This window comes from Shinella sp. JR1-6 (assembly GCF_004284735.1).
Taxonomy (GTDB): Bacteria; Pseudomonadota; Alphaproteobacteria; order Rhizobiales; family Rhizobiaceae; genus Shinella.
On record NZ_SHMI01000030.1, the window covers coordinates 41579 to 52670 of the forward strand.

General features: G+C 61.1%; 13 protein-coding genes and 1 pseudogene. 10 read left to right on the forward strand and 4 right to left on the reverse strand.

All coding sequences use genetic code 11. The features are described from left to right. Positions 1–115 precede the first annotated feature (115 nt). On the forward strand, positions 116–814 hold the full coding sequence (locus EXZ48_RS29515; protein WP_245462390.1) for an FCD domain-containing protein: 699 nt from the start codon (positions 116–118) through the stop codon (positions 812–814). 133 nt (positions 815–947) lie between these two features. Here EXZ48_RS29515 and EXZ48_RS29520 read toward each other — a convergent pair whose 3' ends face one another. Next, on the reverse strand, positions 948–2279 hold the full coding sequence (locus tag EXZ48_RS29520) for an NAD(P)/FAD-dependent oxidoreductase (protein WP_130520463.1): 1332 nt from the start codon (positions 2277–2279) through the stop codon (positions 948–950). Between the two features lie 136 nt (positions 2280–2415). Here EXZ48_RS29520 and EXZ48_RS29525 point away from each other — a divergent pair, with 136 nt between their 5' ends. The 5 genes from EXZ48_RS29525 to EXZ48_RS29545 are packed head-to-tail and all read left to right on the forward strand — an operon-like array spanning position 2416 to position 6147. Then, complete coding sequence (locus EXZ48_RS29525; protein ID WP_130520465.1) at positions 2416–3054, forward strand: sigma-70 family RNA polymerase sigma factor; 639 nt, start codon at positions 2416–2418, stop codon at positions 3052–3054. Next, positions 3051–3704: a ChrR family anti-sigma-E factor gene (locus EXZ48_RS29530; RefSeq protein WP_130520468.1), complete on the forward strand. Its 654-nt coding sequence runs from the start codon at positions 3051–3053 to the stop codon at positions 3702–3704. The genes EXZ48_RS29525 and EXZ48_RS29530 overlap by 4 nt, the downstream gene beginning before the upstream one ends. A 3-nt stretch (positions 3705–3707) precedes the next feature. Further along, on the forward strand, positions 3708–4517 hold the full coding sequence (locus EXZ48_RS29535) for a DUF1295 domain-containing protein (RefSeq protein WP_130520470.1): 810 nt from the start codon (positions 3708–3710) through the stop codon (positions 4515–4517). Continuing rightward, positions 4514–5551: a cyclopropane-fatty-acyl-phospholipid synthase family protein gene (locus EXZ48_RS29540; protein ID WP_130520472.1), complete on the forward strand. Its 1038-nt coding sequence runs from the start codon at positions 4514–4516 to the stop codon at positions 5549–5551. Before EXZ48_RS29535 ends, EXZ48_RS29540 begins: the two co-directional genes overlap by 4 nt. Further along, on the forward strand, positions 5548–6147 hold the full coding sequence (locus tag EXZ48_RS29545) for a hypothetical protein (protein WP_023512067.1): 600 nt from the start codon (positions 5548–5550) through the stop codon (positions 6145–6147). The genes EXZ48_RS29540 and EXZ48_RS29545 overlap by 4 nt, the downstream gene beginning before the upstream one ends. On the opposite strand, the gene EXZ48_RS29550 is transcribed toward EXZ48_RS29545, so the two are convergent. Further along, on the reverse strand, positions 6112–6513 hold the full coding sequence (locus tag EXZ48_RS29550; protein ID WP_050746054.1) for a DUF2177 family protein: 402 nt from the start codon (positions 6511–6513) through the stop codon (positions 6112–6114). The two genes, EXZ48_RS29545 and EXZ48_RS29550, sit on opposite strands and share 36 nt — an antisense overlap. Before the next feature lie 120 nt (positions 6514–6633). Here EXZ48_RS29550 and EXZ48_RS29555 point away from each other — a divergent pair, with 120 nt between their 5' ends. From EXZ48_RS29555 to EXZ48_RS35995, 3 genes and pseudogenes are all read left to right on the forward strand, one after another. Continuing rightward, complete coding sequence (locus tag EXZ48_RS29555) at positions 6634–7014, forward strand: DUF2147 domain-containing protein (RefSeq protein WP_023512065.1); 381 nt, start codon at positions 6634–6636, stop codon at positions 7012–7014. A gap of 22 nt (positions 7015–7036) precedes the next feature. Next, positions 7037–7861 carry a DUF1365 domain-containing protein gene (locus EXZ48_RS29560; protein WP_023512064.1) on the forward strand — a complete coding sequence of 275 codons (825 nt, stop codon included), beginning with the start codon at positions 7037–7039 and terminating at the stop codon, positions 7859–7861. 119 nt (positions 7862–7980) lie between these two features. Continuing rightward, positions 7981–8073, forward strand: a pseudogene (locus EXZ48_RS35995) (IS5/IS1182 family transposase); the annotation flags it as partial. Positions 8074–8327: 254 nt separating this feature from the next. Here EXZ48_RS35995 and EXZ48_RS29570 read toward each other — a convergent pair. Together EXZ48_RS29570 and EXZ48_RS29575 are read right to left on the reverse strand one after the other, a co-directional pair. Further along, the gene (locus EXZ48_RS29570; RefSeq protein WP_130520476.1) at positions 8328–9251 is read right to left on the reverse strand and encodes a GntR family transcriptional regulator; all 924 of its coding nucleotides are present in this window, start codon (positions 9249–9251) and stop codon (positions 8328–8330) included. Positions 9252–9328: 77 nt separating this feature from the next. Continuing rightward, positions 9329–9982 (reverse strand): FMN-binding negative transcriptional regulator, encoded by a 654-nt coding sequence (locus EXZ48_RS29575; RefSeq protein ID WP_023512062.1) that lies wholly within the window; start codon positions 9980–9982, stop codon positions 9329–9331. Between the two features lie 55 nt (positions 9983–10037). Between EXZ48_RS29575 and EXZ48_RS29580 the strand changes: the two genes are divergently transcribed. After that, positions 10038–11033 carry an amidase gene (locus EXZ48_RS29580; protein ID WP_130520478.1) on the forward strand — a complete coding sequence of 332 codons (996 nt, stop codon included), beginning with the start codon at positions 10038–10040 and terminating at the stop codon, positions 11031–11033. Positions 11034–11092 lie beyond the last annotated feature (59 nt).

The window sequence follows — 11092 nt, forward strand, 5'->3', positions numbered from 1 at the left end:
GATATTCCTCCCGCGACGGATAAAATATCGATATTATTTGAAAGTCAATTTCTAAATTGATGTTTTTTAGAAAATGGAATAAATATCGAAAATCAAAAAAGGGGAGCTCGCATCTTTGTCGAAAACGCAGCAGGACGTTCTGGAAACCGGGGACGAAAAGACCCAGGCGGAAAAGGCATACAGGCTCATGCGGGAAGACATCGTGTCGGGCGCGCTTGCGCCGGACATGAAGCTGAAGATTGATGTCCTGCGGGACCGCTATGATATCGGCGCGGGGCCGCTGCGTGAGGCGCTTGCGCGTCTTTCCGGGGAGTATCTGGTGACCCTGCTTGGCCAGCGCGGTTTCGTCGTCGCGCCGATGTCCGTGTCGGATGCGCGGGAAATCGGGCACCTGCGCAAGATCTTCGAGGCGGACGCCCTCTCCCAGTCCATTCCCAAGGGGGACCGGCTGTGGGAGGAGAAGGTCATTACCACCTACCACCGCCTCGAACGGATCGAACTTTCCGACAATCAGGGTGCAGACCGCCTGAAGGACTGGGAGCGACTGAACAACGACTTTCACGAAGCACTGGTGGCAGCCTGTCCCTCGACCTGGGTGCTGCGCATGCGCGAAATGATGTTCCGCCACCACGAACGGTATCGGCGTCTTTCACGCATCAAGACGGTGTTCACACGCGACATCCATCTGGAGCACCGTGCCCTCCTCGATGCTGCGCTCGACCGGGATACAGCCCGTGCCATAGATATTATCCGCAGCCATATCGAACGCACGACCAATGCGGTGGCAGAAGCGCTGGAGCGAATGGTCGCCTGATTTCGATGTATGAACCTGGGCTTGGCGAAGCCGAATTTTGAGGTTTCGGGACATAGTGGATCGGTCTGCCCTATCCGCGGCAGCCTTTCTCCTCTGCTTGAAACAAGGAGCGACTGCGAACGGAACACGAGCGCTAGGCAGACTGCAAGGTCCGGAAAATGCGATCCGATTCCCCTTCGACGGACCATGGCCTGGCCATACCGCCAAGGCTCTCAGCAACCGCAAGCCCAGCCTGTATTGCATCCTCATGAAAGCCGGAGCCGAAGTAGGAGCCGCAGAACCAGGTATTGTCTTCACCCTGAAGTGACCAGAGTTGCTTCTGTGCCGCAAGCGTTTCGGCATTGAACAAGGGATGCTGGTACACTCCACGCCAAATGACTTTGTCTTCCGCCACGGCGTGCAGCGGGCTCAGCGTCACGAAGAACGGACGCGGATCCTCGATCCCCTGCAATCGGTTCATCCAGTAGGTCACGCAAGGTTTGCGGGGTGCTGTGCCGTCGCGCCCGGACCGCGCCAGGTAGTTCCAGCTCGCCCATACGCGCCGCCGGTTTGGCATCAGGCGTTCATCCCTGTGCAGCACCGTTTCATTGTCGCCATAGGAAAAAACGCTCAAGAGCGCGGCCTCCTTTTTCGATCGGTCGGCAAGCATGCCAAGTGCCTGATCGGCATGAGCGCCAATCACGACGTGATCAAACCATTCGGGCTCCGCCCCCAGCACGGAAATTTCCACGGCACCGTTTACACGACGGATCGACTTGACTGGCGCATTGACACGGATGCGCTCGCGCAAGGGCGCGGTCAGCCGCTCGAGATAGGCGCGGCTACCGCCGTCCACCGTGCGCCAGACCGGCCGGCGCACGAATTTCAGAAGACCGTGGTTTTCACAGAAGCGCACGAAGGAAAGCGCCGGATAATTGCCGATCTCGAGCGCCGGCGTCGACCAGATTGCCGCCGCCATGGGATAAAGGTGATCTTCCCGAAACGCCCGGCCGAAACCCGCGCTGTCGAGATAGTCGTTGAGACTTGCGGCTGGATCAAGATTTCTCACGCCGCTCGGTGCATGTCGATAAAAGCGCACAAGGTCGCGCAGCATCGACCAGAAACGCGGGCTTGCGAGATTGCTGCGCTGGGCAAACAGACCTGCAAGGTTTGTTGCCGCATATTCCAGCTGACCGTCATCCATCGAAACGGAAAAGGACATGTCCGACGCCTTGGTCGGGACGCCGAGATGTGCAAACAACGCTGTCAGGTTGGGATAGGTCGCCTCGTTATAGACAATAAATCCCGTATCGACAGGAGCGCCGCCCGCTTGCACGGTGTGAGAATGCCCCCCGATGCGGTTGTCCGCCTCGAAGACGGTCACGTCATGACGTTGTGCTAGAAGCCATCCAGCCGAAAGGCCGGCGATACCCGTGCCGACGACGGCGATTTTCAGGGGCCGGTCCGATGTGGGAAAATGGCGCATATCGATCCTTTTGCGGCACTCGAAATCACAGGAAGCAATTAGTACCCTTTACGAGGGCGGGCCTCTGGCGGATCACTTTGGAAGGCCTATTTCGATACATGTGATCCGTCTCGGAGAACGCCGCGTAGAAGGAGGCATGAATGAAGCTTCAAGCCCTATCGAGATTGAGCACAAACCAAGCGTGCCGACAGGCCGGCGGCTTGCCGTCGTGAGGTCAAAGGAAGCACAAGACATACCTTCGCCCGATGCTCTCGCCGAGATGGTTGGGCAGGTCGCTCACGGCCGTGACCGTCAGGCCTTCGCGCTGCTTTTTGGCTATTTCGGGCCGAAGCTTAAGACCTTCTTTCTTCGCTGGTCTCTCTCGTCCGTCGTTGCGGAAGACCTCGTGCAGGAGACGATGCTGAATGTCTGGCGCAAGGCCTCCTATTTCGATCCTGAGCGAGCGGGTGTCGCGACATGGGTCTTTACCATTGCACGCAACATCCGCATCGATCACTTGCGCAGGCAGCGGGATCCCTCGATCTTGCCGCCCGACCCGGAGGGTGGGCGGCAAACGCTTGAGGACGACCTGCTCGGGGCGGAACGGGACGAGCGGGTGCGCCATGCGCTCACCGCGCTCTCGATGGAACAGCAGACGATCATCCGTCTCTCCTATTTCAGCGAGAAATCGCAAACCGAAATTGCCGATGAGCTGGGTATTCCCCTGGGGACCGTGAAATCTAGAACACGTCTGGCCATGAACCGCTTGCGCGCGCTGCTGGAAGACCAAACATGACCATCACACATCATGCAAAAGACGAAACATTGATGCGCTTTGCCGCCGGCACGCTTGCTGCAGGCCCCGCCATCGTCGTCGAAGCGCATCTGGCAAGCTGCCTTGTCTGCCGCACCCGGGTCGGCGAATACGAGGCGCTCGGTGGCGCTCTTTTGGAAACGGCTGAATCTACGCCGCTTTCTGCAACGGCACTGAACGATGTGCTTGCAATGCTCGACGAAGAGGAGGGCGTGTCGCCCGTCGCCACGGCGCCTCTGGTGCCGGTGGAGATAGAGGGCGTTCCCTTGCCGGAGGCCTTGCGCGGCTGCGATATCGGGCACTGGCGCTGGATCGGCCCGGGCATGAAGATGAGTCGTGTCGGTGTGCCGCAAGATCCGGATGCCAATCTCATTCTGCTCAAGGTGGCGCCTGGCCGGGCGTTGCCCGATCACGGACATGTCGGCACCGAATTGACCTATATCGTCTCAGGCTCGTTCTCTGATCGGTTCGGCACGTTTCGCCCCGGAGATCTGGCGGAAATGGACGAAGACGCCGAACACCAGCCTGTTGTCGACAAGGACGGCTATTGCATTTGCCTTGCCGCCATGGAGGGCAAGATGCGCTTCAAGAACGTCATCGGCCGCATGCTGCAGCCGCTCTTCGGCATCTGAGCCATGACGGCGGCGGCGCTTTCCATCCTCCTTGCGGCCGCTGTCTCCCTCGCAATGACCGCGGTGTGGCTCACTGTGGTCAAGGGTGCGGTATCCGGCTGGGTCGACGCGGTTTGGTCCTTTCTTGTCGGTGCTGCCGGTATGGTCGCGGCGCTCACGCATGTCGACGGCTGGGATGGCGATTACCGGCGGCGCCTCCTCGTCGCAACCATCGCGGGGGTCTGGTCCTGTCGCCTCGGCATTCATATCCTGCGACGCACGCTGCACGGCGGGGAGGACCCGCGCTATGCCAGCTTACGCGAGCAATGGGAGGAAAGCTGGCGTTCGCGCCTCTTCCTGTTCCTTCAAGTCCAGGCAGCGGCTGCGCTCCTCCTGACTGCGACGATTTTCATTGCCGCTCGAAACCCTGCCAACGGTCTTCACTGGAGCGATGCTGCCGGTATTGCAATTCTCGTCATAGCCGTGATCGGAGAAGGTGTCGCCGATACGCAGCTGGCGCAGTTCCGCAGTAAAGCTGCAAACACGGGAAAGGTCTGCGATCATGGCCTCTGGAGCCTTTCGCGTCATCCGAACTACTTTTTCCAGTGGCTTGGATGGGCAGGCTACGCGGTCATCGCCATCGGTCCCGCGGGCGTCTGGGGCTGGACGGCACTTGCGGGGCCCGCCTTCATGTACTGGCTGCTCGTCCATGTCTCGGGGATTCCGCCGCTTGAGGCCCATATGATGCGCTCGCGTGGCGTCGCTTTTGCTGCCTATGTCGAACGTGTCAATGCCTTCTGGCCTGGCCCCCAAAAGAAGGGAAGGATGACATGAACCTTGCCGTTGCCGCTATCACTGCCGCCGAGCGCCTGCCACTGCCCGATCACGCAGTGCGCTTTGGCATCAACCGACTTGTAAGCCGCACGCGCCGCCTGTTGGCGCAGGACGGAGGCCCGACCGACCGCGAATTTGCGCGATCAATGACCGAATGGCCGATTGCCGTTCACACAGATGAAGTGAACGCCCAGCACTACGAGCTTCCGGCGGCGTTCTTTTCGCTGACGCTCGGTCCGCGCTGCAAGTATTCCTCCTGTCTTTATGCCTCACCCGGCACCACGCTTGCGGAGGCCGAGATTGCGGCGCTGGACGAATCCTGCGCCCATGCAGACCTTGCAGATGGCCAGGACATTCTGGAGCTCGGTTGCGGTTGGGGCTCCCTCTCCCTGTTCATGGCCGAGCGCTACCCGGCTGCACGTATCGTCAGCGTGTCGAATTCATCGTCGCAGCGCGCCTTTATCGAGAGGGAAGCTGAGCGGTGCGGCCTGCGAAATCTGACCGTCATCACCGCCGACATGAACAGTTTCTCCCCTGGCAGCAGGTTTGACCGGATCGTCTCGGTGGAGATGTTCGAACATATGTCGAACTGGCAGATGCTTCTCGAGCGGGCAAGCAGCTGGATCCGCCCGGACGGGCGGCTCTTCCTGCACGTCTTCTCCCATCGCAAAACCGCCTACCGCTTCGATCACACCGACAAGGCGGACTGGATCGCCCAGTATTTCTTCACAGGCGGTGTCATGCCGAGCCACGGTCTGGTGCGGGAGTTAAGCGACAGCTTCACCGTCGAAAGGGACTGGCGCTGGAACGGCAAGCACTACGAACGCACGGCGCTTGACTGGCTCGACAATTTCGACCGCAACCGAGAGGCCATCCGCACCATCTTCAATGCGACTTATGGACAGGAGGCGGCGCTCTGGATACGCCGATGGCGCATGTTCTTTCTCGCAACCGCCGGGCTTTTCGGCCATGCCAGCGGCGAAGAATGGGGCGTCAGTCACTACCGCCTCCGACCCGCCGGCGCGGGGCCATGATCTCCCTGTTCCCTGCTCTGATCAAGACGGTACAGGCTTACGCCCGCCATCCGGATCCGCGTGTCGCTGCGGCAAATGTGATCGCACTGCTCGTCGCCTCGAACCAGCCTTTCTATCCGTTCTATCTTTTCTGGCTTGTAAGCCCCGACATCACCCCCGCCTGGTTCACGTTCCTGTCGACACCGTTCTTTCTCGCCGTACCGGCCATCGCCCGATGGAACACCGTCGCCGGCCGAGGACTTCTGCCTCTGGCGGGTATCGGTAACACCGTGCTTTCGACATGGCTGTTCGGCGCAGCATCGGCGGTCGAGATCTTTCTTGTTCCCTGCGGGGTGCTTGCCCTCTTGCTGTTCCGCCCGGGCGAGCGCTGGGCAGGCCTGATGCTCACCGCCCTCGCCTTTGGCGTCTTCCTGGGGTTACCCGACGCTTATGGACCACCCCTTGCACGGTACGACGCCGCCGAATATGCCGCACTGGCGCGGCTCAACGTCATCAGCGCAGGCGCACTTACCGCTTTCGTCGCCCTCATGTTCTCCGGCCTCCTGGCGCAGGCCGAACAATCAACCGACGCGGCTGGCGACAAAAAAGCCCGCTGATGCGCCGACAGCGGTCACGAAGGCACCCCAGGGGATGTCGGCGAGGGTGATGGAAAGCGGCCAGTCCTTCAAGGTCGCCTGGTTGGTAAGGTCATAGGTCGCATAGGCCACGAGCCCAAGCACTGCACCGTTCAGCGCAGCCCTGCCGAGGCCACCGCTCTCGAGAGCCGGCAAGACGGCGAAGAACACAATGCCGGCGACATAGATCAGGTAGAAGGCGATCGCCGGGATCAGATGAAACTGCGGTACGAGCTTGTCGCCCAGAAGCGGCCGGTAGAGCACGTCTGCCATCGTCGAAAGCCAGATGGCATCGACGATCAGAAAGGCGATGCCGGTTGCCAGATAGGCTGCGATGGCGGTTTTCATGCCGATGTCTCCGATGATGTACCCGGCATTTTCTACGATTTTCTCGCCATGACGGATCACCTTGAGTGAACCGATCGGCCCGCCGGTGCGTATTTCACCAAAAGCGACGAGGATGGACCGATGAGGCTAGCCATTCTGGCTGCATACGCTGCGGTGATATCGACTGCCACCGCCTCCTACGCACAGCAATCCGCCGATCCGAGCGGTGTCTGGCTACGGGACGACGGGAACGCGCGCGTGCGCATCGCACCTTGCGGCAGCAACATCTGCGCCACCAATCTTTGGATCCGTGATACCAGCAAGGGAGAGGAAGCCGGCGACCGCCTGGTCATGTCGCTTGAGCCCAAATCGCCCGACACGCTGTCCGGCACCGCCTACGACGCCAAACGCGACCGCACCTATTCGATCACCGTTCAGGTTTCGGACAGGGCCCTTCTTACGCGCGGCTGCATTCTAGGCGGTGTGTTGTGCAGGAATGTCCACTGGCAGCTGGCGCGGTGAGGGTTTCGGCAAGGGATAAGGCATGAGGGAAGCCCGCATCACCAGCATGGCAGAAAACGGCCCGCCGCCTCCAGCTGCCGGCACGCTCTATCTCGGGAAGGTCATGCACCAGAGGCTCAATCCCTTTGGCCACCGTTTCAGCTACAGCGTTTTCTCCTTGCTGGTGGATATCGACCGCCTTGGCGAGCTTGCCGAACTCACCCGCCTGCTCTCGGTCAACCGGGCCGGTATCCTGTCGGTCCACGAGCGAGATCATGGCGAAGAGGAGGACGAAACGCTGCGCCGGTTCGCTGACCGTCTGCTGGCGCATGCCGGGCTTGAAAGGCCTGCGGCGCGCATCCTTCTGCTCGCCTATCCGCGCATGTTCGGCTACGTTTTCAACCCGCTCTCGACCTACTTCGCCTATGATGAAGAAGATCGGCTGGTCGCGCTCATCTACGCGGTGCGCAACACCTTCGGCGAGCGGCACAGCTATGTGGCGCCGGTACTTGCGGGGGAAGGGAGCGCTGCCGGCATCCGCCAGACACGGACGAAGATCTTTCACGTCTCGCCCTTCATGGACATGGGGTTGCGTTACCATTTCCGCATCCTGCCGCCGGGCAAAACGGTTCGCGTGCGCATCCATGAGACCGCCGGCAAGGAGCCCGTGCTGGCCGCCACGTTCAACGCGGATGCTGCGCCGTTGACCGACGCCAACCTCGCCAGCTGCCTCCTGCGTTTTCCTTTCATGACTCTGAAGGTGATCGCCGGCATCCATTGGGAGGCGCTCAAGCTCTGGCTGAAGGGCGCGCGATTCCGCTCCAGCCCACCTGCACCCGAAGCCGCAAGCTATCGGGACACTGCCTGACCTGTCTTCGGCCTGCCGGCGCTCGCGGCCCGCGACATCCGCTGCAGCAGGCAGACACCATATCGCCACGAGAAAGCGCTCTATAGACGATGTCGCAAGGTGGGGGACCTGTTGTCCAGCTCAGCGACTGGCGGCGCATTGCAACGCGATACGGCCGATGTGTCCATATATTTCTCTCGGCAATCTGCACCGCAGCACCGGTCATCTTATGGTGTCAATCAATGAGACCTGCGTCTGGCCGGCGCGGGGAACCGCATACAGAGGCGATGACCTAGCGGGCGACACGTGTCATTCAGGCTTCATGCGAGAATTTCGCAGACTTTTATCTTGAAAAAAACAATGCCTGCATTGCATCTCCTCAGGAATCTTCAGCGGGCACAACAACCATTTTCCGCGGAGTCCGATACCGAGGGCGCAAGAAACCCGACGACCGCCGCGTTGGTGGCCTGGATGTCTGATCGACGGCTTACGGATTGCCGGACGTGGTGGCGGAGAAAGCGCCAGGCTTGAAATGGACGACGTCGAGGATGTGCTTCTCCATGAGGATCGCAGCCTCTTCCATCCGGCCCTCCAGCACGAGGTCGATCATGGCGACGTGCTCCCGATAGAAGCTGTGAACGCGCTCCAAGTCCTGGTAGCTGCGATAATCGACGAGGCGCCGCGTGCGGCTTTGCTGCTGGATGGCCTGCAGGATGAAGCGGTTGCCCGAGAGTTCGGCGAGCAGTTCGTGAAAGCGCACGCTGGCGGCAAAGATATCCGAGGGACGTGTCCTGTCGCTGAGGTTTTGCAGGAGATGCGTCTGCTCCTTCTTGCACGCCAGAAGCCGCTTGCGATCAATGCGAAAGGTCGGTTGCCGCAATCCCGCGGGCTCCAGGATCAAGCGAAAGTGCTGGCTCTCGTCGCTGGCGCCAAGCGTGCGCAGCAGATCCTCGAACTGCCAGCCATAGCCCGGATTGGCGCGAATGATGCCTTCAGCCTGCAGGCGCGCCAGCGCTTCCACCAGTGCAGGGCGGTCGGCATTGTACCGCCGCAGGAGATGGGCTTCGCTCACCTTCCCCTCCAGCCGGCCTCCGAGATAATCGCCGATCATGCCTTCGTAGATGAGGTCGCTTTGTCGCTCCTGCCTGATTTCCGGTGCTTGCATCCTCGAAACATCGGCGGTGAGGAAGTAGCCGCGATTGGCGATGCGTTCGACATGGCCGCGGCGCTTCAAGAGGTTGAGTGCCCCGCGAACCGGCGTGCGCGATACGCCGAATTCCGCAGACAAGGCCGCCTCGGTCAGATGCGCCCCGACAGGCAGTCTTGAGCCATGGGCGAAGGCGAGAATCCTGTCGGCGATATCCAGTTCGAGTGCGGTCGCGGTTTCGGTAATATCGGGTTCATCGGGCATGTGCTGTTTTATGCGCACCTGCCCGTCTGTTTCAAGCGTTGCGCCGCCGGGCGGCCACGGCAATCGGTCTGCATCAACTACGAATCGGGCCGGTGGCGCCCGGGGTGCAAGGTTATGCGCTCCATGGTTTCTGCCACGGCACGGGCCTGTTTATCGTCGGAGGTGGCCAAACCTTCGATGACGGCAACGACATCGGTCCGGCGCTTGTCCTGGCTCATCTTGTGGGCGGCCTCGATCGACGTTACGGCAATCGAAAACGAGGCCGTCCCCTTCGAATACATCTTCACCGTTTCGGGACTGATATCGCCGAGGCGCCAGCCTTGGCCAAGCCGCGCCTCGAAATGCTCGACGGTTCGCAGAAGTACACGGTCGTTTTCCGCCGCGTCCGGAGCGTGGCGCAAATGGCCACGCAGCTGCACGGCGGAGTAGTTCCAGGTCGGAACATCCTCCTCCGCCCGGTAGTGACCCGGCGATACATAGGCGTCCGGCCCTCGGAACAGGAGGAGCACCGCATCCCCGTCCATGATGCTGCGCCAATGGGGATTGGCCCTCGCCATGTGGCCGATAAGGGTTTGCCCTGACGGATCGTCGGGATCGAAGAGCGCAGGAAGAGCCGTCGCCTGCAAGCCCGCTGAAGGACTGTGCGACACAAGAGTGGCCAATCCGTATCGGCTGATCAGGTCTCGGATTTCCCGCTCGTCGGCCTCGCCAAAGCTGGTGGAAGTGAACATCGTGGCCCTTGCATAAATTGTATTTATAGATAAGAAATACAATAAATGGAGGGCAATGCAATTGTTTTCTGACTACGCCAACTACGATGGACTGGGTCTTGCCGAGCTGGTTCGGACCAGGCAGGTCCATCCAAGCGAAGTGCTGGACGCGGCCTGGGACACGATCGAGAAACTGAACCCGCGCATCAACGCCATCGTTGCATCGATGCGCAGCATTGCCGAAAGGGACATCCGCCTGGGGCTCCCGGACGGACCGTTCAAAGGCGTGCCCATCGCGCTGAAGGACGAGTACCTCTTCTATTCCGGCTTTCCCTGTGATTTTTCCAGCCGGCTCGGCGAGGGTACGACGGCCCCCTATGACTCCACCCTGATCCAGCGTTACCGGGCGGCCGGCCTCCTTATCACCGCGAAATCAAACCTGCCGGAATTCGGGGCAAGTGTGACCACCGAGCCCGTCGCCAAGGGCGCCTGCAACAACCCCTGGGATCTTGGCCACACCAGCGGCGGCTCCTCCGGCGGTTCGGCCGCGGCCGTTGCGAGCGGTATGGTGCCCGTCGCCTATGCCAATGACGGCGCCGGCTCGATCCGCATACCGGCCTCCTGCACCGGCTGCTTCGGCCTCAAGCCGACACGCGGCCGTACGCCGACAGGCCCTGTCGACGGAGAATACTGGAACGGGCTTGTTGTCCAGCATGCGATTGCCCGCACCGTACGCGACAGTGCCGCCCTCCTCGACGCATCGGACGGATGGGAGCCCGGTTCGAGCCATGCCGCACCCGGTAAAACCGGTCCCTACCTCAAGGACGTCTCGACACCGCCCGGGCGGCTGCGAATTGCCGTGTCCACCATTTCACCTGCCGGTACGATGGTCGATCCATCCTGCATCGAGGCGGCGCAAAAAGCGGCCCGGCTCTGCCGGGACCTCGGACACGAGGTGGAGGAGGACGCCCCGAACTACAGCGGGCAGGAACTGGCAAGCCACATCGCAAATCTCCTCGCCATCCATCTGGCCCACGGCATCGATCAGCTTGCAGTGTCAACGGCGGAGTAAAAACCGGCCACGGGGCGGAGCAAAAGTCGGCCACTGCGGCGCCGGCCTGAGACCGCCGG

Excerpts from the sequence above, each read along its gene's own strand:
- EXZ48_RS29525 (WP_130520465.1), top strand. The coding sequence starts at position 2,416 with ATGAATGAAGCTTCAAGCCCTATCGAGATTGAGCACAAACCAAGCGTG.
- EXZ48_RS29555 (WP_023512065.1), top strand. The coding sequence starts at position 6,634 with ATGAGGCTAGCCATTCTGGCTGCATACGCTGCGGTGATATCGACTGCC.
- EXZ48_RS29520 (WP_130520463.1), bottom strand. The coding sequence starts at position 2,279 with ATGCGCCATTTTCCCACATCGGACCGGCCCCTGAAAATCGCCGTCGTC.
- EXZ48_RS29570 (WP_130520476.1), bottom strand. The coding sequence starts at position 9,251 with ATGCCCGATGAACCCGATATTACCGAAACCGCGACCGCACTCGAACTG.
- EXZ48_RS29540 (WP_130520472.1), top strand. The coding sequence starts at position 4,514 with ATGAACCTTGCCGTTGCCGCTATCACTGCCGCCGAGCGCCTGCCACTG.
- EXZ48_RS29535 (WP_130520470.1), top strand. The coding sequence starts at position 3,708 with ATGACGGCGGCGGCGCTTTCCATCCTCCTTGCGGCCGCTGTCTCCCTC.
- EXZ48_RS29530 (WP_130520468.1), top strand. The coding sequence starts at position 3,051 with ATGACCATCACACATCATGCAAAAGACGAAACATTGATGCGCTTTGCC.
- EXZ48_RS29545 (WP_023512067.1), top strand. The coding sequence starts at position 5,548 with ATGATCTCCCTGTTCCCTGCTCTGATCAAGACGGTACAGGCTTACGCC.
- EXZ48_RS29580 (WP_130520478.1), top strand. The coding sequence starts at position 10,038 with ATGCAATTGTTTTCTGACTACGCCAACTACGATGGACTGGGTCTTGCC.
- EXZ48_RS29575 (WP_023512062.1), bottom strand. The coding sequence starts at position 9,982 with ATGTTCACTTCCACCAGCTTTGGCGAGGCCGACGAGCGGGAAATCCGA.
- EXZ48_RS29560 (WP_023512064.1), top strand. The coding sequence starts at position 7,037 with ATGAGGGAAGCCCGCATCACCAGCATGGCAGAAAACGGCCCGCCGCCT.
- EXZ48_RS29550 (WP_050746054.1), bottom strand. The coding sequence starts at position 6,513 with ATGAAAACCGCCATCGCAGCCTATCTGGCAACCGGCATCGCCTTTCTG.